This window comes from Flavobacterium alkalisoli, from assembly GCF_008000935.1.
Lineage (GTDB): Bacteria > Bacteroidota > Bacteroidia > Flavobacteriales > Flavobacteriaceae > Flavobacterium > Flavobacterium alkalisoli.
In genome coordinates, this window is record NZ_CP042831.1 from 1,150,987 (window position 1) to 1,175,518 (window position 24,532).

Here is a 24,532-nt window from a genome sequence, read left to right on the forward strand (position 1 = left end):
TATTTCTATATGCTTTGAACGGCAAATATAGATTAAAAATGAAATCGTTAAGTAAAAAAATTATGAATTTTCAATCAGCTTACGATTTACCCTGCCTGCTGCTATTCTTGAAGCTAAGTAACCCAATATGAATAAAGTAAGTAATACGATTACAATATTCAGGATATTAAACTCTACCGGGAAAGGAAGGGTAGGAGTTATGGTTATCAGGCTGAATTTCATTTGCAGCAGTACGATGATACTGCCTAAAAGAAGTCCGGCAAAAGCGCCCAGTGCAGTAATGAAAAGTCCCTGATATAAAAAGATATTCCTTATACTTCTTACCTCTAGTCCTAAACAATAGAGTGTCTTGATGTTTTCTTTTTTGTCAAGTATCAGCATTATCAATGCTCCTGCAAGACAGAAAAGGGTTAACACCACTACCAGCGAACAGATAAGATAAGTTATCAGGTTCTCTGAATTAAGCATTTTGTAAAGCGAGTCGTTTAATTGTGCCCTGTTCTTTACAACGGCATTTTTGCCAAATACGGTAATCAGTTGCTCCTTAATGTTGTCTTCCGAAGCATCCGGGGCAAGTTTAATTTCTATTGCCGTAACCTGATTGGGTTTAAATTGTAAAAGGCTTTGTGCTATGCCTAAATCGCAGTATACATATTTGCTGTCTACATCATCGTTAATGGAGTAAATACCTACCGGAATCAATGCCGACTTGTTGAATGCGTCATCGGGGGTGTCAATGGTTCCCTTGCCGGGTTTGGGTACATACACTTCCAGCCTGTGGCTAAAAGAGGAAAGGCCTAATGATAGCTTGCTAACAGTGCCTATACCTACAACACATTGTGTGGTAAGAGGCGTTGCCCAGTAACCCACAACCAGTTGTTTTTCCATAGGGTTTACAGTAGTAAAAAGGCTGTCGGTTCCTTTAAGAAAGGCTACGTGTTCTTTTTGATCGTAATAAAAAAGTACACGTTCCTCTACTACTTTAGTATAAACGGTAATGCCGTTAATAGCTTTTAGTTTCTTTTCCTGTTCAGGGGAAATAACAAACGATTTGCCTACGCTGGTTGTTATCTTAAGGTCAGGATCTGTAGCGTTTGTAAAAGAAAGACTGAAATTTTTCAGTCCGCTAAAAACCGAAAGGATAACAAAAAGAGCGGTGGCGCTTACTACAATACCCAAGGCAGCAATTACGGAAATAATATTTACCGCAGTGCTTTTGCTTCTGCTAATAGTATACCTTCGGGCAATGTAGAAAGGAAAGCTCAATTTAAGATTTCTTGCGTTTGTCTAAAAGTTCAGGGTTTTTAATAGGATTGTTTTCGCCTTTAAGTTCCTGGTCAATTTTTTCAATCTGGTCAAGCGAATCGTCTATATAGAAAATAAGATTAGGTACTTTTCTAAGCTGCATTTTTACGCGCTGTGATAAATCGTGCTTAATAAGTGGCGTATTAGATCTTACCGCAGCAAGAATTTCATCGCCCCTTTCTGAAGGGAATACGCTAATGTAAACCTTTGCTATTGAAAGGTCTGAAGTAACATTTACTTTAGATATAGAGATAATAAGATTGCTGATGCCGTTTTTGCGCACCTCTCCCTGTAATATGTCTACAAGGTCTTTTTGCAGCAGGGTGCCTATTTTTTTTTGCCTGTTCGTTTCCATAATGCAAAAGTACAGAAAGTTTTACAAGTTGAGCCTTTATTTTTTAAGGCTTGTCATTATGCAATTTCCTGACAAAGCTCTACAAGCACGCCATTTGTGCCTTTAGGGTGTAAAAAAGCAACAAGCTTATTGTCGGCTCCTTTTTTAGGAGTTTCGTTAAGTACGGTAAAACCCTCTTCCTTTAGTCGGGCAATTTCGGCAACAATATCTTCCACGTCAAAAGCGATGTGGTGTATGCCTTCTCCCTTTTTCTCTAAGAACTTTGCAATAGGACTGTCTGGGTTTGTAGCTTCCAGAAGTTCAATTTTGTTAGGGCCGTTCATAAAGAAAGAAGTCTTAACGCCTTCGCTTGCCACTTCCTCCATTTTATATGCCGGAGCGCCAAAAAGTTTTTCAAAAAGCTGGTTTGATGCCTCTAAATCCTTAACTGCTATGCCAATGTGTTCTATTTTTCTCATTGTATGTTTTCTTTAAAGGGGGTAAAGATATTCTTTTACGATGAAATAGATAACAGGATGCAGGCTGCAAAGGGCTATTTGTTGTTAAAACGATCTGCCAGTTGCAGGATCTCGCTAACCGACCATTGGTCGTCTGCATGAGTACCATACTTAACGGCAAGTATTTTGCCCTGTGGAGAAATAAGGAAATCGGCAGGGAGGCCAAAGCTTCCGCCTGTGGCATTTACCGGAGGGATGCGCTTGCCTTTTTTTATGGTTTCCCAAAGGCTGTAGAATACCCCGCCAAACATACCCGGCCATGATGGAGGGTTTAATAACGATTTAACCGATTTGTCTACCCCAAACTGATGATAAAGTTTTTTCTCGGCATCGGCTATGGTGGGGAAGGGAATGTCATCGGCATAGAGTTGCAGCTCTTTAAGGGTGGAGTGGAAAACGATAACTTCGGCAATGCCTTTGTTCTCGATTTCTTCTTTTGCCTTCATGACCGACTGTATGTGAAGGTTACAGATGGGGCAGCCTGCAAAACGGCGAAACTGTATATGGGTTATCTTTTCGGGGTTTGGGAGCAGTACTGTTTCATTTTTTGATGAGGTAAGTTCCAGCGGGGTAATATTATCGTTTACTTTTAGTTTGGTCAGTATTTTTTTCATGGTTTTGCTAACTTTACAATTGTACAGCAAAGAAACCGGTAAAAGGTATCGCTGTCAATAAGTTACTTTTTTGTAACCTTAAAAAACCTAAAGATGAACCAGCCGCTTTATGATGCCGATGTATGTGTAATGACACGTTTTTCGGCTTTGGTTTCCGGTAAGTGGAAGCCCATTATACTTTACCTTATAGAAAATGATATTAACCGTTTTAGCCTAATGCTGGCGCACATGCCTAAAGTGAGCCGCAAGGTGCTTACCGATCAGCTTAAGCAACTGGAAGCTGACGGACTTATAAGCAGGGAAGAGCTTAAAACCAAAGAACCGAAAATAGTTGTATACTCACTTACCGATAAGGGTGTTTCACTACGAAAACTATTGGGTAATATTATCGAGTGGAGCCTCTCTTTTGAAGGGGAAACTTTTAGGGAGCTTTACAACGACTTTTTAAACATGATGCCTTCTTCTGCCAAAAGCCTGCCGTGTATGTTGGAAGAAGATGGGGTGAAGGTGTAAAAAAAAACCTTAAACATGTAAATGGTATTTTTCTGTAAAATATTGATTAAAAGAAAAGTAATTCTTTAACTTTAAAAAATACTTAAAATTTAATCAAATGAAATTAACTGCTTTTCAAATTGTAAATTATAAAAGTTGTAATAATGTTTATTTAGATTTAGAAGTAGATAATCCTAATATTTTTATTGGGATCAATGATTGTGGGAAGTCTACTATTTTAAATGCTGTAGGGTTGCTTTTGGAGGAAAGAGCTAAATTCAATTTTTTTCAAGATGATAAGACCAAAAAAGATTTGTCAAACTCTCCTATAAAGGAAGATGAATTTCATAAAGTGTTAGATAGTTTAGGTGTTTCCCATTTAGATTACTCTGAAAATTGTTGTTTTCTTTTCGGTAAATTTATTCTTGAAGAGCATGATGCAATAAATGATATTTCAACTCATCTTCAATGGGTGTTGGATGAGGAAGAAAATGATACTTTCTTTCTCTGTCGAAAGTTTGATAACTCTTTTAGGAATTCTCAATATTTGTTGCTTACTCCAAGGGGAAAAACTGATAGTGCTGAATATTATAAAGAAAGAGCAACAGCTTTGTCTAAAATAGCTAAAGAGAAAGGTGCTGATAAGCCAGAAAACAGAAATGGTGTTGGTCGATTTACTTCACTTGAGCTTTTAAGAAGTATAATGAAAATGGATGATCTTGAGCTTGTTTGGAGTGAGTATAAGTTTGATAAAAATATTTTCCCTCAATATCGTTATTTAGATTGGCATATTTCCATGGATCAACTTACGCAGATTACAAATGATGTGATGCAAGCACAAATTGAATCCGATTTGAAAGACGCTAGAAGTTATGCAGATGATAAACGAATACAGGCTCAAAAAAAGATTAATAAAGAATTAGAAACATTTAAAGAAACCTTTTTAAGGGAATTGCCTAATATCGAAAAATTAAAGGCGAATATATATTTTGATGTCACACCTAAAATTACCGATCTCCTGATTAATAAAAAAAATAGTATTGGTGATATTCATATCGACTCACAAGGTGAAGGAATAAAGAGACAAATTTGGTTTCAACTTATTAAATGGAACGCTTTGAATGCTATTCAAGCTCAAGAGAAAAATAAACGGTTTTTATGGTGTTTTGATGAGCCGGAAACTCATTTGTATCCAACTGCACAAAGAGACTTTTATGATACTATAAAAAAAACAACCTCAGCAAATGTACAATCTTTAATATCAACTCATTCAACAATATTTGTTGATAAAACAATCTTGAAAAGTATAAATAAAGTGGATTTAAATAGTGGAATAACTACTATTTCAAAATGTAATTCAGTTGATGATATATATGAAAGTTTACGATTGAAAAACAGTGATTTTTTATTTTACGATAAATTTATTGTTGTTGAGGGTGATACGGAAGAAAGTTTAATTCCGCATTGTTTTAAGCTTGCTACGGGTTGTTCAATTGAAGGGCAAAGTATTAAAATAATTAATTTAGGGGGTAAAGATAAAATTGTACAAAATGCTCTAATTTTAGAAGGAATATTAGGAGAGTTTAAGAAGACCACTAATACTGTATTTTATATTTTGGATAATGATGCAAGTTTTAAACTTTCAACACATCAAAAAGAAAAATATTCTCCAACATTTATTGGTAAACAAGATATTGAAGATTCTATCTCGTCAACTGTTTGGATGGCAATTTTAGAAAATCAATTAGAAAAAGATTTAAGATTAAGTATTGATGAAATTGATGACATCAAAAATTCAATCAAAAGTGATGCGGAAGAGGATAGTAAAAAGAAATTTTATCCAGCTTTAATCCAGTCTGTACGTAAAAAAATGATTGATATTGGAAGAGGTGATTTTCATACTATTGATGAAGCCCTGCCTTCTAAAGGATTAGAATCTGGGAAGCTTATTGCAAAATTTTTAGACGATGTTCAATATCTTCCAGAAAACTTAATCAAAATCTGCGAGAAGATAATGGATAGTGATTAATTGGACTTGTAAAAGTAGATTTTATTGTCAATTAATTACTGTCGTATAAAACAAAAAACCCTGCAAACATCGTTTGCAGGGTTTTAATAAAACTGGGTGGTCCCACCTGGGCTCGAACCAGGGACCACCTGATTATGAGTCAGGTGCTCTAACCAACTGAGCTATAGGACCAGTTTTGAGGTTGCAATATTACTACTATTTTTAATTCAATGCAAATAAATTTAAAGGATTATTTTGTAAAACCTGATAATAAATTTTTACTTCCTGATAATGTGAATTTTAATATTTGATAATAGTATTCGATTTTGAGTTATAAGTGAAAACTTAATACTGTTAAAAAGTAGCCGTGTTTTTTAACAGTTAATTCTGAATTTTAATAATTCTATGGGAAAAACCTGTAAATGAGAATATTATATTTGATACTTAAACACATTACTAATTAAAACCAAACATTATGAACGTGAGATTGCTAAAAAACGCTCTATTCGCAGGACTGTTTGTAACTGCGCTTAGTTTAACTTCATGCGGCGAGAAAAAGGATAAAGACGCTGATATGGAAAATATGGAAAACCATGATGAACACATTGAAGATGTAGATGTGGATGTAGATGTTAATGAGGATACTGTTAAAGTAGACGTAGATACCGTTATGGGTCCATAATCTGGATATGAAATTAATAAGAAAGCAGCCATTGGCTGCTTTTTTTTATTCCTGAAGAAAATTTTCAGAAATTATATTCCATTGTTTGGTGTCGTGTTTAAGTAAATAGAGTCCGTTTACTTCAAATGAGGCTTTATATTCCTTTTTTTGATATACCTGCCATGCCTTTGTAAATTCTTCATACGATAAATCCCTGTAAGCAACCGTCATGTGGGGGCTAAAATCGTTTTCATGATAATGCACGCTTATTTCGGGGAAATGTGATGTGAAGCTTTTAATAAGTTCTTTTTGTAGCGATATGAGCGCCTGAGAAACTTCAGGCTTTACATATATTACAGGTGCTTTACTGTTATCAAAACAACCAAATCCGTTTAGGTGTACAGTAAAGTTTTGTGGTGTAAGGTTAAGGTTTCTAAACCAATCCAAAAGGTTTGCTTGGTCTTCCTCATAAAGTTTAAAAGGGGCTTTCAGGGTAATATGTGGCATTACCTTAAGTGCTTTTTTGCTGTTGTAATGGTTGGCAAAATCAGTTTTAATGGCGGTAACTTCCTCACAAATTGTTTGCGGGGGTATTAAAGCTGTAAAGTAAAGGTTTTGAAAATCCATTGTTTTATTTTTTCAAATATACCTATTCTATTAAACACAAAATACAGCTCCTTGTGAGAGCTGTATTTAAAAAGTAGTTTTTGACACAGATGCCGGAGGCAAGGTGTGTCAGGGCAAAAATAAGTTAAAATTTTTTTTCAGTAATTATATTTTAACACTTGTGTGTCCCTGTTTATTTAGTTTTTAATTAGTCGTACGATTTTTCTTTCTCCGCTTTCTTTTTTCAGTTCAAGCATATATATTCCCGATTCGTATCCTGAAAAATCGATGGTTGTTTCACCTGCATTCATGGCTCCGGATCCTACAACACTACCCAGTACAGAATACAATGTATATTCAATGTTAGTATCGGTACTTATTGTAAGTACTCCGTTAACCGGGTTAGGATATACCTTGGTTTCAGCAAAGACAAAGGAGTTAGTTCCTAAAACAGCTTCAATATCATTACAGTAAGTCTGGCTGCCACACTCGTTTGTTACGGTAACGCATACAGTGTAGTTTCCTGATTCGTTGAAAGTATGCGAAGGACTCTCTTCACCTGAAGTTGTTTCATCTCCAAAATCCCATTCAATAGTATCATATCCTGATCCGCTGTAGGTAAATGTATAGGCTAATTGGTTTTCACTATCCTGCTCAAACCCAAAACCAGGCTGAGGCAGTGTACAGTTACAATTATCGGTTCCGTATTTTGCTAAAAAGAAATCTGTTCCCGATGATCCGTTTGTCAATGTTTCGTCGCCTACATAAAGCAAATTGCCAAATCTGCCGCCTACATAGTAGTTATTAAAACTGTCTGCCGCGAGGCTTTGTCCGTAATCATAAAAGCCTAAATTTCCGGGAATGTTTGTCATTTCTATAATGGTTCCGTTACTTTTGTTGAACCGGGCGAAGAGCACGTCATAACCCTGATTGGTTTCAATTGCGAGCTCTTCTCCCTGCCAACTTATAACTCCATAGCCCGTGGTGACGGCTACTTCGTTATTATTTAATGTGATACCATATATCATGGTGTTTGAATTTTCAGTTTGAGCATGGGTTTCCCAAGTCGCTACACCTTCAGAATTTATTTTCATTAAAAAAGGAGATGAAGAAGGAGCAGGATTGGTGAAAGTTATTCCTGAAAAAGTATCTCCATCATATATAGAGCCTGCTACATAAATGTTATTCTGGTCGCCTATAACCATATCATTAAGGTAACCTCCTATTTCGCTACTATTTTCATTTTTCCATAGCATTTCGCCTTCCGGGCTAAAAGCAATAAGATACATATTGTGTGTTATGGTTTCTCCTCCGGCTGTAAGCGTTCCCTGAGAACCTGTTCTTCCGGTAATATAAAAGTTGCCGGTGTTATGGTTTCTCACCATTTTATATGATTCTAAGGCTCCGGTAAATTGAATGTCAGGAATAATGGCTTCAACAAAATTGCCGTTAGTGTCATACTTTAAGACAAAAAAGTTATCACCTTCGGTGGTATTTATAAAACTTCCGTCAGCATAAGTGCCGGGAGGTAATATACATAACCAATAGGTGTTGCCTAAAGCGTCAGTTTGTATATCTGCACCTAAGCTATGGCTTATAGCGTCTATAAAAGTTACATCTTCAGGTTGAGGCATTTTCAACCATTGCATCTCACCTGTATTGTTATATTTTAACAGGAAAAGGTTCCTTTTGTGTTCGTCTAAGTTATTAGGATTTCCCTGGGGTAATATGGTGTCGGTGTCAAAATGAACCGGATAATTTTGTGACGTACGATATACTGTACCTCCCACATAAATATTTCCCTGAGAATCTGCCTGTATATTTTTGATAAAGTCTTTATCGCCACCTCCAATGACTTTAGACCAGCGAAAATCGCCACTACAGTTGTAGCTTGCAATAACATAATCGCGATTGCTGCCTGCATCATAGGGTGTGAGTTCCATGTCCTCAAGATGTAGTCCGTTACGGCCTACGGATGCCAGAAAGAATACATTTCCATCAGCATCAGTAACTATAGATTCTGTTTTCTCATTATTCTGAATCTGATTAAAACTCCCTCCTGAAACACCCCATTGCCAACTTTGAGAGTGCGCAGAGTAAGACAGGGTTAAAAAGGTGATAAGAAGAAAAGTGTTAAGTGTAAAGTAGTTCTTTTTCATAAAAAATAAGTTTCTGTTGAGCATTTATATAATGACAAAAAGCCGGCAGTAAAACTGCCGGCCAGTTGCATTATAATAGTATTAATGTATTATAAGGTTTTTCTGCATAAGCATATTACCGTTTTCTTTCATAACTACTATGTATTGACCTGCTGCCAATCGGCCCAGGTTAAAGTTCCATGTTCCTTTTTGCTCTGTAGGGGTGTAAGTTTCCAACAGAACTCCAAGAAGGTTGTAAACCTGAATAGATTTTTCTGAATCTGCATAAGCATAGCTGTAGTTCATTGCTACATTTTCCTTGGCAGGGTTAGGAGCAATAACTAAATCATAACCTGTTACTTCTGCAAAATTGTTTGTATCGGCATCCTGAGCAGGTCTTTCGCCTGCACATCCAGGTAATTCAAGTCCGATTTTAACTCTACAGGTTTTACCGTCAATAACAGTTTCAAACATTACAGTTACATATCCTCCTGAGAATCCGTTTAACGGAATCAACTGTATAGGATATACTCCCGGTCCCGGATTAAGGGTAATTGATGAAGGAACAAATATACCTTCGTTACCTGGTAATGTTAAGGTTGTTTGAACCGGCATACCATAAGTATTGTAGATATCAAATAGGATATCATAATAACAATAACCATGATCGTATATAGGCTTAAGGTCTTTTATTCTTATCTCAAATTTACAACCGGTACATTCTTCCTGCTCAATGTTCACTCTGTCACTCACTCTTGAACAAAGTCCGTTGTTAAGAACAAGCTGATAAGTACCCGCTCCCGGATATGATACAGGCTGGTCTGCTGCCGGTGAATAAGATCCTGAATTTATTGTTGAACCGTTATATAGCCATTGCCATGAAGGGAATGATAAAGGAGAGGTACCCTGTAGGTAAGCCGTTCCTAAATCACAAAGTGTGTAACAGCCCGCAGGTACATTCCATAAATAAATTGCCGGGTCTTTAGGCACATCAATTTGTGCTGTACGTGAACAGCCGTATTGGTTTGTAAAACGCACCTGATATGCTCCGCCCTGTGTTACTTCTATAGAGTGAGAAGTGGTGTTAAAGCTGTATTCACCATTGCTCCAGTTAAATGTACCCACTTCGCCTGCAGTAGCTGTAAGCTGAATTCTGTATGGGTCACACTGAACGTTTGTTATAGAGATTGAAGGGGCACTTGGAATAGGCCTTACAGTTACTGTATGAGTATCTGTAGTTGTACAATAGCCGCCCACTCCGTTTGGAGTATTTACCGTAACCGTATAAGTATAGGTTGTTATAGCACTTGCAAAATCAGTAATGCTGTTTGTTGAGCCTACAACATTTCCGTTTTTGGTCCAGGTATACAGTGTTCCTGTAGGTCCTTCCGGAGTTGAAAGGCCAAACCCTTCGTTGTAGCAAATTTCATCCGGTCCCGAAATATGGGCAGGTGTTGGCTCTACAAATGTTACGGTTACAGGGTTATCAAGCCCTATTTCTTTGTAACAGTCATAAGCACCGCTTATTCTTACCCAATAGCTGCCGGGTTGTGTAACATTAAACGTATTTGTTGTTGTGGTACCTATAACCTGATTGCCTTTCATCCACTCATAGCTTGTTGGTAAAACTGAAGAAGTTGAGGTGAAAGTTAAAGTACTTGTTCCTCCTTCACAAGCTACGGCAGGATTAGCGACAATAATACCATCTAGCTGATTAGATTTTACATCTATTGGCGCATGGTAGTATATGTCTTCACAACCATATTGGTTTACAACTCTAAGTTTAACATTGTAGGTATTAACATCTGTATAAACTTTTGAAGGACTAGGCTGAAGGTTTGTTGAACCATCTGCAAATACCCACTCATAGGTTAATCCCGACTGTGGAGTATCTAATGCTAAATCAAAAGGAGTACCCTGACATATTTCTGCCGGTATTGTAAAGCTGGCATCAGGCATATCAGGCAGGTTTATTGTTATTGGGCTTGTGCTGCATGCAGGATACCCGCTGCCTTGAATGATAAGTTGTAGAGTATGATTACCAGGAGCTAAGTTAAGAGTATAAGAGTTAGCCGGGCTGTTAGACACCGTGCCGCCATCTACTATAAACTCGTAGTTTTGCATAGGAGTAAGCGGATGGTAATTTGAGTGGTCTAATAGGGTAACACTATAATTACCTCCTGTGCCGCAGGTAATATTATATCTTAGATCTGGCATGTAAGGCACCAGCACGTCATAATATTTGTCTACTGCACAACTACCATAAATTGCTCTGTAATAAATTCTGTAAGTACCCGATTCACCAAATGTAAACTGTGCTGATGTTGAAGTAACAGAAGATACAGATAAGGCAGCCGGTTGCGAGAACCACTGATATCCTGTAGGGCTTCCTGATGCACTTGCAGTTGCAGAAATAACACCACAGTTATTTGTTCCAAATACTGTTACTGTTGGTTCCGGTGTTATAGTACAAGGTGTTACATTACAGTTGCCGTTGTATTTTACCTTGTTGGTAACAGTAGTACAATAACCATTACTTACCTCGGCATAATACTCACCATATCCTAATGCTAATGCGCCAAGGTCTATACTAGGTACGCCTGAGGCTATAACATTGCCATTATGGTACCATATTACACTTGAAGCACTTCCAAAACCTCCCTGAATATTTACGGTTAGTATGTCATCTATAGCAGATTCCGGACATACAGAATAAGTACCACCCGGAGTAATACTTGCTACCGGTGCAGGTATAACCGTAATAGTATGGAATATTTCTGCCGGCATTGGGCAGCCATTAGGGTTTTGTATAGTAATATGTACAGTATAATTAGTGTTACCACCAGTTATATTGTCATAAGAATAAAGAATAGGAGCCAGTGGATTAGTACTGGTATATGGTATTGAGCCATCACCAAAATCGCACGTAACAGTACCCGTTGTTACACCTGTCATTGTTAAGCTGAAAGGAGTATCGGCACATATAGATGTAATTGGATTTACTAATGATGCAGGAGGGGTTTGTACAATATCTACATAAAAAAACTCTTCATGAGGGATACCACATTTTGTAACAACTAATTTTAGCACCACTCCGGTTGCCGATTCCTGATTCCAAAGGATTTCTACCTGATTGGTTCCGTTTCCTGTGCTAACACTACCTCTGTTTGAAGGACTTATGCTCCATGAGTAGAATTCACCATCGGTATAATTAGTTTGGTATGTTGCATAGCTACTACCACAAACAATATTATCTCCCAAAATTGGTGCATTAACCACCGGTGCAGTTACTGTTTTTATAACATAATCTGACGGACAGTTAGGGTCAGTAGAGTTTTCTCTCCTTGCCCTTACTTCATATGGGCCCGGGCCTGCAAATGTAACATTAATGCTGTTGCCGGTATCGCTACCGTTAATTGTGCCGCCGGTTACCTGCCAGGTTATTATTGTGCCCGGAACGCTGTTTGTTACCGAGTAGGTTTCTGCAATACCGGGACATGCTGTAGGTGGTCCTGTAATTGCAGGAGGAGCCTGCTCTTTATTTCTTATTACTATAGATATCTGATTTGATCTACAGAAGGTGGTCCCGTTTACATTTAAAATGTAATTTCCGGCTACTGTAAATGTTTTTGTAAATGTGTTTCCGCTACCTGTTAGTGTGCCGTCCGGTCCTGTTAGAGTCCATGAACCTGAGTAGCCATTACTTAACTGGTAAGTTTCTGTACTGTTTACACACATCGCGGTATCACCGGATATTTCTGCTTTTGGCTTAACGGTAATTTGTATTTCTGCCGTACCTCCACAGTTTAGTAATGTGTTGTTGTAAGTTGCACTTAGGATTATAGTTCCCGGAGAACTTGGAGCTGATACTACAACTTCATTGGCAAGAGGTGTGTTTATTAAATATGCACCTGTTCCGTTTGCATTTAGAGTCCATGTAAAGTTTGTAGATGGCCACTGTGGTAATTTGTATATGTTTTGCTCTCCAATACATATTGTAGAATCACCTAAAATTGTGCCTTTACTTAATATTACAGGAACTTTTATGGTAGTTACACCTGCACATTTAATGTCACAACCTGTAGCATCAAAGCTTACATAACCAAATCCTGATTCGTCTACGTTATCCCATACCACATCAATGCTCTGTCCGTATGGTTGTGGCGACACAATATGGCCACCATCTACATGCCAGTTAAAGCCTACATTAGCACAAAGTTGCCCAACCTGATCATTAACGCTGTAAGTAGCAGTCGCCCCATCACAAACAACTCCGGGGCAAACGATCTCAACGCCAGGGAATTTGTCTACGTTAATGTTCATTTCAAAGGTGCTTGTACAGTTACAGGCATTAGTTACGGTTAAGTATACCGTATATAAACCGTCTTGCTGATAAGCGTGTACCGGCTCAAACTCTGTAGAAGTTGTATTGTCACCAAAATCCCAGAAATAGGAGATAAGCTCAGTGCCTCCCATATTATCTGATAAGTTAGTAAAATACAAATCCTGACCTATACAGGCTTCCACGGTTTGTCCCGGGCTGTAAGGCTGTACCGTAAACAAAGCTTTTGGTGAAACAATAATTTCCACGCAAATTTCTTCTACCTGTACAGTTCCGTCATTTTTGGTTACCTCGGCAGTAACTGATGCTGCGCCGGAAGATCCCCAAACAACTACACACTGTGTAAGGCTCTGGCTTTGGATTGTACCTCCACCTACCGTCCATTGTGTGTTGTTCCAGTTTGCGCTATTGCCTGTTAAGGAATAGGTAACTGTGCTGAATTCGCAAACCCTTACACAGGGTCCGTCGTTAATGTCTTCTACGTACTCACGTTTTTTCTCGTCGTAGACAAGACATCCTGTTTCTTTATCCCAAAGGATTGAAATTGCCTGCTGTGCATTTACTGTGTGTGTGAATGCAATAAAAAATATTGCAAGTGCCAGCATGTGCCGCGTTTTTAGCGGCCATGAAAAGTTCCTCATAGTAAGGCATGGTTTTAGATTGGTTAAACATCTGTTTTTTAGCTTTTTAAAGTTAATTATGAAAAATGATGTTAAAATGTTAATGAAAAGCTAAATTTTTTAGTTTTATTAACGTTTTGCTAAAAATGCCTTAAAAATAAGGTGTTTTCGTTTTATAACAATTGTATTTAAAAATGTTACAAATAAAACATTGTATTTGTTTTGTAAATATTTTTAAAAAAAAGCGAGCTAATGCTGGAAAAAAATTATTCATTATTTGATTTACGTAAAATCTATAAAATTCTATTTTTTTATTGATTAACAGGGATTTGTCTAATTTTTCTCATGTTTTTCGTTGAGATATTTCCAATATCTCTTAGGTAAATACTGAATATGAAGTTTCATGTTCTTTCTTGCAGGTATATTTGTGCTCTTATAATAGTCTTTCCAAAGCACATCTGCGAGCTCTTCTTTTTCGTCCAGCATGTTAGCAGGAAGCAACGTTTTTGAAGTGTCTACGTTCTGTATAAATTCATAAGAGATTATCTCTACCGTGTTGAGGTTATAATAGAGTCCGTATTTTCTTTTTACATCATAGATGACCCATTTTTGGTCGGCAAAGCGCTTCTTAAAAAAGGAGGAAATAAGTGGGAGTATATTAAAGTCGGGTTCGGCAGGAGCATAGTAAATACCATCTGCTGTTTGCTGAAAACGTATAAAGGCAGTAAAACGATGTTTTTCACGGCCTACCATTCTGTTCATTTTAGAAACGGCCATTACATGTGGGTTGCCAAAATTGTTTTCTGCTCCCTGCGGGTTATCAAAAACGTATCTGGCAAATTCAAACAGGTGCTGAAAAATAACAGGGTCCTCACTAAGGTATGTTCTGTAAAAATTAAACAGCCATTCGGGGCTTATTTTCTTTTTCAGTCCTTTCCAAACCCTGTCTGCCTTAGTTGGGTCGCTTGTTACTGTATGTGGTTCTTCTAGCATTGAAGGCTGATAGTGCCTGTCCCAAACCAATTTTACAGCTTTGGGTTTGTATTCATAAAATTCAAAAATAGCCGTAAGCAATCCTTCAAAGCTTCCGTCAAAAACATAAGTAATCATAATTAAAACAGGCTTAGCTGGTTTTGTGCAACTTTTAGGTATTTACTGTTGGTTTCGCTAAGAATAAGTCCTTTAATATGCGATGGCTCCGGGTCATTAAGCTGGTAGGGTGTATCTGCACAACGCATAAAAAATTTGGCCCTGTTATAGGCAATACCGATTTTTTTGAGCTGGTCGCTGCGAAGCTTTCCGAATTTTCTTGCCCTTATAATCTTTAATGCTGATTGTGTTCCTATGCCCGGTATGCGAAGTATCATGCGATAATCGGCAGTATTAATGTCAACGGGAAACTGCTCAGGATTGCGTAGCGCCCAACTTAGTTTGGGGTCAATGTCGGTATCCAGATGCGGATTGTGAGGGTTAAGCAGCTCCTGTACTTCAAAGCCATAAAAACGCATAAGCCAGTCGGTCTGGTAAAGTCGGTTTTCGCGAAGCAGGGGAGGCTGGCTGCCTATTTGCGGCATACGGCTGTCGTAACTGATTGGTATATAACCGGAATAATAAACCCTTTTCAGTTTGAAATTCTTATAATATTCGGCAGCGCTGTACATAATTTCCATGTCTGTTTCCGGTGTGGCACCTATTACCATTTGGGTGCTTTGTCCGGCAGGTACAAACTTCGGGATGCTCTTAATGAGTCCGGTTTTCTTTTCGTCCTTATATTGTGTAATGGTGTTTTCTATAAAGCCTAAGGGTTTTTTTACCTCTTCGTGCGATTTGTCTGGGGCAAGGAGTTTTAATCCTGTTTCGGTGGGCATTTCCAGGTTAATGCTCATCCTATCTGCATATAATCCTGCTTCTGTAAGCAGTTCCTGGCTCGCGCCGGGTATGGTCTTTAAGTGAATGTAGCCGTTAAAGCGCTCCTCAAGGCGAAGTTTTTTTACAATTCGTAAAAGGCGCTCCATTGTAAAGTCGGCATCCTTAAATATACCAGAACTTAAAAATAATCCTTCAATATAGTTACGGCGGTAAAAGCTGATAGTAAGATCTACTACTTCCTGTACGGTAAAAGCAGCACGTTTTATATCGTTGCTTTTGCGGGAAACACAAAAGGCACAATCATAAATGCAATGGTTGGTAAGGAGAATTTTTAGCAGCGAAACACAACGCCCGTCTTCGGTATAAGTGTGGCAAATGCCACTGGCGTGGCTATTACCAAGACCTTTATTGTCGTTTTTTCTGTTACTTCCGCTGGAAGAGCAGGATACATCATACTTGGCGGCATCAGCTAAAATAGATAGCTTTTCACGGATACGATCATACATATAAGATTATTTTCTAACAAAGCTATGAAAATAATCTTATATGTAGGGTTGAACGAAAGTTAATTTCTCAGTTCGTGGATACGACTCACATACTTTCCTATCACATCAAACTCCAGGTTAATTACGGTGCCCGCTTTTATGTGTTTAAAGTTAGTGTGCTCGTGAGTATAAGGTATAATTGCAACGCTAAACTCATTTGGTTTAGAGTTTACTACAGTAAGGCTAACCCCGTTTACGGTAATCGAGCCTTTTTCTATAGTGATGTTGCTTAAATTCCTGTCATATTCAAAAGTATAGTACCAGCTTCCGTTAGCCTCTTCTACACTTTTGCATATACCCGTTCGGTCAACATGTCCCTGTACGATATGGCCATCCAGCCTGTCGCCCAGTTTCATGCCTCTTTCCAAATTTACTATTTCACCTTCTTTCCATAAGCCTAAATTGGTTTTTTCAAGCGTTTCCCTAATGGCTGTTACAGTGTAGGTTTCTTCGGTAAGTGATACTACTGTTAGGCAAACCCCGTTGTGTGATACGCTTTGGTCAATTTTAAGTTCGGGTGTTAAAGATGAGTGTATGGTTATGTGAAGATTGTCGTTGTCTTTCCTTAATTCTCTAATGGTTCCAAGTGTTTCTACGATTCCTGTAAACATCCTGATTTAATTTTATAAATTTGCAATTCAAAAGTAGCAAATTAAAGCGCCATTATGACCAAAAAAGCAGAAAATGTAATTGTAGGTATATCTATAGGAGACCTAAACGGAATAGGCAGTGAAGTAGTTCTGAAGACCTTTGAGGACAGCAGAATGATGGAGATGTGTACTCCGGTAATCTTTGCTAATGCAAAAATTATGTCCTTTGTAAGGAAAACATTGGGTCTTGATATGCCGCTGCATGGTATAGACAGTATAGATCAGTTAGTGCATGGTAAACTAAATGTGCTAAATGTATGGCGTGAAGGAGTTAATATAGAATTTGGTGTAAACGATGAGGCAGTAGGAAAGTATGCCATAAAATCGTTTACCGCTGCTACAGAGGCTCTGAAAAATAAAGAAATAGATGTGCTGGTAACGGCACCTATAAATAAATATAATATTCAGTCGGAAGAATTTAAATTCCCCGGACATACCGATTATCTGAATCAGGAACTGGAGGGCGATGCCCTTATGCTTATGGTACACGATAGTTTAAAGGTAGGGCTTTTAACCGATCATTTACCGGTTAACGAAGTTGCTTCTCATTTAACGGCAGAGCTTATAAAGAAAAAGATAACTACGGTAAACAATGCGCTTAAGCAGGACTTTAGGGTTAACAGGCCAAGAATAGCCGTGCTTTGCGTAAACCCGCATTGCGGAGATAATGGTGTTATAGGTGATGAAGATGATAAGGTAATGAAGCCTGCATTAAGAGAGCTGTTTGATGAAGGTATTCTTGCTTTCGGGCCGTTTTCTGCCGACGGGTTCTTTGGTAACGGGTCTTATGAAAAGTATGATGCGGTTATTGCGGCTTATCACGATCAGGGGCTTGTGCCGTTTAAAACGCTTTCTTTTGGTAACGGTGTAAATTATACTGCAGGACTTGAAGGTATAAGAACTTCTCCCGATCATGGAACGGCTTATGATATTGCAGGTAAGGGTGAGGCCGATTTTAACTCTTTTAAGGAGGCGGTTTATTTAGCACTGGATGTGTTTAATAACCGAAATGATTACAGTGAAATAACCAAAAATCCGCTAAAAACAAAAGAAAAGCAGTTATAAACAAAAAAATGTTGATAACAGGTTTGGATTTACAATAATTTTATATCTTTGCACGCTCAAAACTGTTGTGATGAAGTGAGTTGGGGTTGTGTAGATGGTATATAATCCGTAAATTCATGTGAAATCTAAAAATTGCTACACATGAAAGTGAATAAAGAATTTTTAATCCAGTTCGCCGGGTTAAAACAAGGGAAGCATCAGTTTGAATTTGAGATAGGAAAAGCGTTCTTTGATGATTTTAACTTTGAAGAGTTTAACGACGTAAATGTTAAAGTAAATTTAGTTCTGGAGAAAAAGAGCACAATGCTTGAGTTAACGTTTAAGCATAAAGGTACTGTAAATGTACCATGTGACCTTTCTAATGAAGATTTTGATTTACCTGTAAAAGGTAAGCTTAACCTCATAGTGAAATTTGGGGATGAGTACAATGATGAGAATGAAGAGATGCTGGTGTTGCCGCATGGTGAGTATCAGGTTGACGTAAGCCAGTACATTTATGAAATGATCGTGCTTTCGGTTCCTTCAAAACGAATTCATCCGGGAATTAAAGACGGTACGCTAAACGCCGAAATTTTAGACAAACTGAAGGAGCTTGCTCCCAAAGAAGAACATAAAAAAGAAGATAATACAGATCCCCGTTGGGATCAATTAAAAAAACTATTAACGGATAAATAATATAGTAAAATGGCACATCCTAAGAGAAAGACCTCGAAAACGAGAAGAGACAAGAGAAGGACACACTATAAGGCGTCTGTTCCTCAAATTGCTACATGTCCAGTAACCGGAGAAGCACATTTATACCACAGAGCATACTGGCATGAAGGTAAAATGTACTACAGAGGACAGGTAGTAATAGACAAGCAGGAAGCGGTTGCTTAATTGTTAAGATATAAGAGAAAAACTCTCACATAGTGAGAGTTTTTTTGTTAAACGCAATCTATTTGAAATTAAGGAGGATTATTACAAGCGATTTTATATTTTTTTTGTAATTTCCACCACTTTTTCAAATCCCGGATTTGAATAGAAATAATTTATCCTTATGAATAAAATAACAGCCGCCATTACAGCTGTAGGGGCTTATGTGCCAGATTTTGTCCTTTCTAACCAGGTTCTGGAAACTATGGTTGATACTAATGACGAATGGATTACCACCCGTACAGGTATTAAAGAAAGGCGTATACTTAAAGATAAAGATAAAGGGACTTCCTTTTTGGCTATAAAAGCAGCAGAAGACCTGCTGAAAAAATCAGGAACAAAACCGGAGGACATCGATATGGTTCTTGTTGCAACAGCAACTCCTGATATGCCTGTGGCTGCCACTGCGGTTTATGTGGCTTCACAAATAGGCGCTGTTAATGCCTTTGCATACGACTTGCAGGCAGCATGTTCCAGCTTTTTATACGGTATGTCTACCGCTGCAGCTTATATTCAAAGCGGCAGGTATAAAAAAGTACTTCTTATAGGGGCAGATAAAATGTCATCTATTATAGATTATACAGACAGGGCAACCTGTATTATATTTGGAGACGGTGCAGGTGCTGCATTGTTTGAACCAAATGAAGAAGGTCTTGGTTTGCAGGATGAATATTTAAGAAGCGACGGTATTGGTCGTGAATATCTTAAAATTGATGCGGGAGGGTCTTTACTTCCTCCGTCTGCAGAAACTGTGGCAAACAAACAGCATTATGTTTTTCAGGACGGTAAGACCGTATTTAAGTATGCGGTATCTAACATGGCCGACGTAAGTGAAAAGATAATGCAACGCAATAATCTTTCTCACGATGATGTAGACTGGCTTATTGCCCACCAGGCAAACAAAAGAATTATTGATGCCACTGCATCAAGAATGAACCTGGATGAATCTAAAGTGCTGATTAATATCGAAAAATACGGTAATACAACATCAGCAACACTACCTTTGCTTTTAAACGATTTTGAACACCTTTTGAAGAAAGGCGATAACCTTGTTTTTGCTTCTTTTGGAGGAGGTTTTACATGGGGTTCAATTTATCTTAAATGGGCCTACGATAAAAAATAGAACAAACTAAACAAAATTCGGAAATTATGGATATTAGAGAAATTCAAAACCTAATTAAGTTTGTAGCAAAATCCGGTGCTACCGAAGTAAAATTAGAAATGGATGATTTTAAAATCACCATCAAAACTACAGAAGCAGGTGCAGAAGCTGCTACTACTTATGTACAGCACGTTCCTGTAGGACAACCGGCTCCTCAGGTAATGCATCAACCGGCGCCTGCCGCTACACCGGCTGCCGCTCCTGCTGCACCAGCTGCTGCTGAAGATGATTCTAAATATATAACTATAAAATCGCCTATCATAGGTACTTTATACAGAAAACCTTCTCCGGATAAAGCTCCGTTTGTTGAGGTAGGAAGCACAATCTCTAAAGGAGATGTGGTTTGTGTTATCGAAGCTATGAAGTTATTCAACGAGATCGAATCTGAAGTTTCAGGTAAAATCGTTAAGGTATTAGTTGACGATGCTTCACCTGTTGAGTTCGATCAGCCTTTATTCTTGGTTGATCCGTCATAAGGAATTTTAGATACTGATATACGAATGAGGAAGAAACTTCCTCATTTGCTTTATTTAAAATTTACAGTTCAATTTAAAATTTCAAACGATGTTTAAAAAAATATTAATTGCAAACAGGGGAGAGATTGCACTACGTGTAATAAGAACCTGCAGGGAGATGGGCATCAAGACCGTAGCAGTATATTCTACTGCTGATGCAGAAAGCCTTCACGTAAAATTTGCTGATGAAGCTGTATGTATAGGTCCTGCACCAAGCAATTTATCATATCTTAAAATGTCTAACATTATTGCTGCTGCAGAGATTACAAATGCAGATGCAATACATCCCGGGTACGGTTTCCTTTCAGAGAATGCCAAGTTCTCTAAAATATGCCAGGAGCACGGTATTAAATTTATTGGTGCTTCTCCTGAGATGATTGAAAAAATGGGTGACAAAGCGACTGCAAAAGCTACCATGAAAGCGGCAGGCGTACCATGTGTGCCGGGTTCTGACGGACTTCTTGAGTCTTTTGAGCATGCTCAAAAACTTGCCAAAGAATTTGGTTACCCTGTAATGCTTAAAGCTACTGCCGGTGGTGGTGGTAAAGGTATGAGGGCAGTATGGAAAGCCGAAGACCTTCAAAAAGCATGGGAAAGTGCTAAGCAGGAAGCTGGTGCTGCTTTTGGTAACGACGGTATGTATATGGAAAAACTTATCGAAGAGCCAAGACACATCGAGATTCAGGTTGTAGGAGACTCTTTTGGTAAAGCATGTCACCTTTCTGAAAGAGACTGTTCAGTACAAAGACGTCACCAGAAACTTACTGAAGAAACTCCGTCTCCATTCATGACAGACGAGCTTCGTGAGGCTATGGGTACAGCAGCTGTTAAAGCAGCAGAATATATTCAGTATGAAGGTGCCGGTACAGTTGAGTTTCTTGTAGATAAGCATAGAAACTTCTACTTCATGGAGATGAATACCCGTATTCAGGTAGAGCACCCTATTACAGAGCAGGTTATTGATTATGACCTTATCCGTGAGCAGATATTAGTAGCTGCAGGTGTGCCTATTTCAGGTAAGAACTATCTTCCGCAGCTTCACTCAATAGAGTGTCGTATCAATGCTGAGGATCCATATAACGACTTTAGGCCGTCACCAGGTAAAATTACTACCCTACACATGCCGGGAGGTCACGGAGTGCGTTTAGATACTCACGTATACTCAGGTTATACAATTCCGCCTAACTACGATTCAATGATCGCAAAGCTTATAACAACTGCCCAAACAAGGGAAGAGGCTATAAACAAAATGAAGCGTGCTCTTGATGAGTTTGTTATTGAAGGTGTTAAAACGACTATACCTTTCCACAGACAGCTTATGGATGAGCCGGATTATGTGGCGGGTAATTATACAACTAAGTTCATGGAGAGTTTCAAAATGAATGAACCTGCAAATTAAATATGTAGTTAAAAAGTAAATAGGAAAAAGCCTGCAAAATTGCAGGCTTTTTTTATGCTCTTTCATGTTGGTGTCAATTTTTTTATATTAGAGTGCATTAACTAAAAAATTAACCAACCATGACAAACAAATTTACACTTAGCTTAAGAAGCTTTATCACTACACTTGCGCTTTTTTTAGTGTTTACAGTAGCTGTAAATGCACAGGATAAAGTGCAGGAAGGAGCAGTAAAAGTAACCGCTCATATGAAGTCTCAACTTTCTCTTAATGACGGACAATACAGCAGAGTTTTGGCAATTAATAAAGACTACCTTCAAAAGGTAGTTGATAATCCAGGAGCTACCGTTGTTCAAAAATCAAAAAATAAGAAGGTATATGATGAAGAGAGGGATGGAAAATTAAAATCTGTGCTTAATGATTCGCAGTATAAAATTTATGTTGCTAATCGTTCTGCTAACGCAAGGGTGTATAAGGAAGTGGTAGATATGTAGATTTAACAAAACTTTAACATAATTAAAAAATAAATACCTTTCATGAAAAGCCTATGAAAAGGGAGACGCGCGTAATTTACTATTTAGATTGGACTTTCAGGTTATAAAAATCTTAAGATTTCATTAGGGTTTTTTGACCATAAGATGTTACTTTTGTAAACGAAAGAGAAAAACTAATAAAAAACCTATGAAAAAGTTAGAAATGCCGCTGTTCAATAACAGCTGCGGCAAACTTTTTAATGACAAAATCGTACTTGCCTCTGCACACAGGGAAGACGAAATTGAATTTAAAGAGATTAAAAAAATTAAGTTTGGCGTCAATGTCAGCTTAAAATCAGTTATGTGGGCGCTAATGCCATCAAGTATTTTTGTTTTGCTTTACCTGCAACGTGCCATGCTTGACGGAGCCATGTTCATCTTACTTTCTTTTGTAGCTATTGGTATATCTGTTTTTTCTGTTGTAATGGCAGAGAAGAGCTACTATATGCTGATAAAGTTAAAAGGAGGTCAAAATGTAAAGGTTAGGGTGTCTGTAGATAATAAGAAGGATGCTAAGAAATTTGCCGATTTGGCTATTAAAAGACTTAGCAGGGCTTCCAAATCAAACGGAGGCTTAAAAGTTGTAAAAGAAGCAGCTTAAGAATTAAAAAGCAATAGAAAGAAAATCCCGAAGCGACGCTTCGGGATTTTTTATTTAAAAGCGTTCTGCTGAAGCTTTTTTCCAAAAATGAAGGAATGTGGGGGGTACGGTCGATTCTTCGAGCATACAGCCTTTATTTGGCTCTGGATAGGTTTCCAGAAATGTTTCAATCTTTGTTCGGTCAGTTCTCATGCTCACAACACTTCTGTCTACTTCATCAGGGTGCCTTAATCCGGCGGAAGCCATAAGTTCCATTGCGCTTTTTACCGTTTCATGCTGAAAGCTTGCCACACGGTGTTTCTTTTCCTGTGGTACAAGTCCTTTAACCAGCTCAGGATCTTGTGTTGCGACACCCGTAGGACAGGTGTTGGCGTGGCACTCTAAAGCCTGGATACACCCCAGGGCAAACATCATCCCTCTGGCAGAATTACATAAGTCGGCCCCTGTGGCAAGGGTTTTAATAATGTCAAATCCGCTCACAATCTTTCCGCTGCAAATAATCTTTATCTGGTCTTTTATTCCAAAGCCCACAAGGCAGTCGTATACAAAAGCGAGTGCATCGCGAAGTGGCATCCCTACGTGATCTGAATATTCCTGAGGTGCAGCTCCTGTTCCTCCTTCACCTCCGTCAACTGTAATAAAGTCAAGATAGGTTCCTGTTTCAACCATGGCTTTACAAATAGAAATGAATTCTGATTTGTTACCGATACATATTTTAATACCTACAGGTTTTCCTCCGGATCCCTTTCTAAGCAGCTTTACAAAATCCATCAGTTCTAACGGATTTGTAAATGCCGAGTGGTAAGGTGGCGATACAATATCGTGCCCTTTACTCACTATACGGATAGCGGCAATTTCGTCGGTAACTTTTTCTTTAGGCAGTATTCCGCCATGTCCGGGTTTTGCACCTTGGGAGAATTTTATCTCAATCATTTTTACCGAATCGAGTACAGCTCTTTTGGCGTATTCGTCATAATTGAATTTACCTTCGCCATCACGACAGCTAAAATAGCCGGTACCTATGTTCCAAACGATGTCTCCGCCTTCACTAAGATGATAAGGAGATAATCCCCCTTCGCCTGTGTTATGATAGAAGCCGCCTATTTTGGCTCCGGCATTTAGTGCCAGAATTGCGTTTTTGCTCAATGAGCCATAGCTCATAGCGCTAATATTGAAAAGACTGGCCGAATATGGTTTTTCACATTGCGAAGAACCGATTATTACCCTTGGGCTAAAATTGATGTCGGCAAAAGGGATGGCATTTATACTGTGGTTTATCCATTGGTAGCCTATATCATAAATATTAAGCTGGGTACCAAATGGCATGGTGTCAAGTTCCTTTTTACTGCGCTGGTAAACCAAACTTCGTTGCAGACGGTTAAAAGGCTTTCCGTCAAGATCTGTTTCGATAAAATACTGGCGCATTTCAGGTCCTATGGATTCCAATACATAACGTAGCCTTCCTAAAAGAGGGAAGTTACGGCGTATTGTCTTTTTAGACTGGTACATGTCGTAGAGCCCCATTAGTATAAGAGGCAGAAAAATAAGCAGTAGTAAAATGGATTTCCAGTTAATGTAAGTTAGTAATGCAATAATGGATAAGGAAGTAATTGTAAAAAGAATAAATACTCTTCTCATAAAAT

Annotated in this window: 22 protein-coding genes and 1 tRNA gene; 11 read left to right on the forward strand and 12 right to left on the reverse strand. The window is 38.2% G+C overall.

All coding sequences use genetic code 11. From position 1 onward, the window contains the following. Positions 1-60: 60 nt before the first annotated feature. The 4 genes from FUA48_RS04985 to FUA48_RS05000 all read right to left on the reverse strand — a co-directional run bounded on the left by FUA48_RS04985 (position 61) and on the right by FUA48_RS05000 (position 2,771). A complete protein-coding gene (locus tag FUA48_RS04985) occupies positions 61-1,266 on the reverse strand; it encodes an ABC transporter permease (protein ID WP_147582527.1) in 1,206 nt (401 codons plus the stop codon). Position 1,267: 1 nt separating this feature from the next. Then, entirely contained in the window at positions 1,268-1,660 is a 393-nt protein-coding gene (gene rbfA, locus FUA48_RS04990) for a 30S ribosome-binding factor RbfA (RefSeq protein WP_147582528.1), read from the reverse strand. Between the two features lie 56 nt (positions 1,661-1,716). Continuing rightward, positions 1,717-2,118, reverse strand: coding sequence for a methylmalonyl-CoA epimerase (gene mce, locus FUA48_RS04995; protein ID WP_129752023.1), 402 nt, complete (start codon positions 2,116-2,118; stop codon positions 1,717-1,719). A gap of 74 nt (positions 2,119-2,192) precedes the next feature. Then, positions 2,193-2,771 carry a peroxiredoxin-like family protein gene (locus FUA48_RS05000; RefSeq protein WP_147582529.1) on the reverse strand — a complete coding sequence of 193 codons (579 nt, stop codon included), beginning with the start codon at positions 2,769-2,771 and terminating at the stop codon, positions 2,193-2,195. A 93-nt stretch (positions 2,772-2,864) separates the two neighbouring features. On the opposite strand from FUA48_RS05000, the gene FUA48_RS05005 reads away from it, so the two are divergent. Together FUA48_RS05005 and FUA48_RS05010 are read left to right on the forward strand one after the other, a co-directional pair. Then, a complete protein-coding gene (locus tag FUA48_RS05005) occupies positions 2,865-3,284 on the forward strand; it encodes a winged helix-turn-helix transcriptional regulator (RefSeq protein ID WP_147582530.1) in 420 nt (139 codons plus the stop codon). Between the two features lie 97 nt (positions 3,285-3,381). Next, a complete protein-coding gene (locus FUA48_RS05010) occupies positions 3,382-5,292 on the forward strand; it encodes an ATP-dependent nuclease (protein ID WP_147582531.1) in 1,911 nt (636 codons plus the stop codon). A 97-nt stretch (positions 5,293-5,389) separates the two neighbouring features. Here the strand turns inward: FUA48_RS05010 and FUA48_RS05015 are convergent. Continuing rightward, positions 5,390-5,463, reverse strand: a tRNA-Ile gene (locus FUA48_RS05015). A gap of 283 nt (positions 5,464-5,746) precedes the next feature. On the opposite strand from FUA48_RS05015, the gene FUA48_RS05020 reads away from it, so the two are divergent. Beyond that, entirely contained in the window at positions 5,747-5,953 is a 207-nt protein-coding gene (locus tag FUA48_RS05020) for a hypothetical protein (RefSeq protein WP_147582532.1), read from the forward strand. A 45-nt stretch (positions 5,954-5,998) separates the two neighbouring features. On the opposite strand, the gene FUA48_RS05025 is transcribed toward FUA48_RS05020, so the two are convergent. The 6 genes from FUA48_RS05025 to FUA48_RS05050 form a co-directional block, all read right to left on the reverse strand. After that, positions 5,999-6,559, reverse strand: coding sequence for a 2'-5' RNA ligase family protein (locus FUA48_RS05025; RefSeq protein WP_147582533.1), 561 nt, complete (start codon positions 6,557-6,559; stop codon positions 5,999-6,001). Positions 6,560-6,735: 176 nt separating this feature from the next. Beyond that, positions 6,736-8,697 (reverse strand): PKD domain-containing protein, encoded by a 1,962-nt coding sequence (locus tag FUA48_RS05030; RefSeq protein WP_168196939.1) that lies wholly within the window; start codon positions 8,695-8,697, stop codon positions 6,736-6,738. An 81-nt stretch (positions 8,698-8,778) separates the two neighbouring features. After that, a complete protein-coding gene (locus tag FUA48_RS05035; RefSeq protein WP_205729431.1) occupies positions 8,779-13,623 on the reverse strand; it encodes a PKD domain-containing protein in 4,845 nt (1,614 codons plus the stop codon). Between the two features lie 348 nt (positions 13,624-13,971). Then, positions 13,972-14,748, reverse strand: coding sequence for a TIGR03915 family putative DNA repair protein (locus tag FUA48_RS05040; protein ID WP_147582536.1), 777 nt, complete (start codon positions 14,746-14,748; stop codon positions 13,972-13,974). Positions 14,749-14,750: 2 nt separating this feature from the next. Then, positions 14,751-16,013: a putative DNA modification/repair radical SAM protein gene (locus FUA48_RS05045; protein ID WP_147582537.1), complete on the reverse strand. Its 1,263-nt coding sequence runs from the start codon at positions 16,011-16,013 to the stop codon at positions 14,751-14,753. Between the two features lie 59 nt (positions 16,014-16,072). Continuing rightward, positions 16,073-16,663, reverse strand: a complete 591-nt coding sequence (locus FUA48_RS05050; RefSeq protein ID WP_147582538.1) for a riboflavin synthase — start codon at positions 16,661-16,663, stop codon at positions 16,073-16,075. A gap of 54 nt (positions 16,664-16,717) precedes the next feature. On the opposite strand from FUA48_RS05050, the gene pdxA reads away from it, so the two are divergent. The 8 genes from pdxA to FUA48_RS05090 all read left to right on the forward strand — a co-directional run bounded on the left by pdxA (position 16,718) and on the right by FUA48_RS05090 (position 22,889). Then, on the forward strand, positions 16,718-17,767 hold the full coding sequence (gene pdxA, locus FUA48_RS05055; protein WP_147582539.1) for a 4-hydroxythreonine-4-phosphate dehydrogenase PdxA: 1,050 nt from the start codon (positions 16,718-16,720) through the stop codon (positions 17,765-17,767). A 141-nt stretch (positions 17,768-17,908) separates the two neighbouring features. Further along, complete coding sequence (locus FUA48_RS05060; RefSeq protein ID WP_129752041.1) at positions 17,909-18,442, forward strand: YceD family protein; 534 nt, start codon at positions 17,909-17,911, stop codon at positions 18,440-18,442. A 9-nt stretch (positions 18,443-18,451) separates the two neighbouring features. Then, positions 18,452-18,646, forward strand: coding sequence for a 50S ribosomal protein L32 (gene rpmF, locus FUA48_RS05065; protein ID WP_082482157.1), 195 nt, complete (start codon positions 18,452-18,454; stop codon positions 18,644-18,646). Positions 18,647-18,806: 160 nt separating this feature from the next. Continuing rightward, positions 18,807-19,805 carry a beta-ketoacyl-ACP synthase III gene (locus FUA48_RS05070; RefSeq protein ID WP_129752042.1) on the forward strand — a complete coding sequence of 333 codons (999 nt, stop codon included), beginning with the start codon at positions 18,807-18,809 and terminating at the stop codon, positions 19,803-19,805. A 26-nt stretch (positions 19,806-19,831) separates the two neighbouring features. After that, positions 19,832-20,320 carry an acetyl-CoA carboxylase biotin carboxyl carrier protein gene (accB, locus tag FUA48_RS05075; RefSeq protein WP_147582540.1) on the forward strand — a complete coding sequence of 163 codons (489 nt, stop codon included), beginning with the start codon at positions 19,832-19,834 and terminating at the stop codon, positions 20,318-20,320. 88 nt (positions 20,321-20,408) lie between these two features. Further along, positions 20,409-21,758, forward strand: coding sequence for an acetyl-CoA carboxylase biotin carboxylase subunit (accC, locus tag FUA48_RS05080; protein WP_147582541.1), 1,350 nt, complete (start codon positions 20,409-20,411; stop codon positions 21,756-21,758). 119 nt (positions 21,759-21,877) lie between these two features. Beyond that, a complete protein-coding gene (locus FUA48_RS05085; RefSeq protein ID WP_147582542.1) occupies positions 21,878-22,249 on the forward strand; it encodes a hypothetical protein in 372 nt (123 codons plus the stop codon). Between the two features lie 187 nt (positions 22,250-22,436). Beyond that, positions 22,437-22,889, forward strand: a complete 453-nt coding sequence (locus FUA48_RS05090) for a hypothetical protein (RefSeq protein WP_147582543.1) — start codon at positions 22,437-22,439, stop codon at positions 22,887-22,889. Between the two features lie 54 nt (positions 22,890-22,943). Here FUA48_RS05090 and FUA48_RS05095 read toward each other — a convergent pair whose 3' ends face one another. Next, positions 22,944-24,527 carry an FMN-binding glutamate synthase family protein gene (locus tag FUA48_RS05095; RefSeq protein ID WP_147582544.1) on the reverse strand — a complete coding sequence of 528 codons (1,584 nt, stop codon included), beginning with the start codon at positions 24,525-24,527 and terminating at the stop codon, positions 22,944-22,946. Between the last annotated feature and the right edge of the window lie 5 nt (positions 24,528-24,532).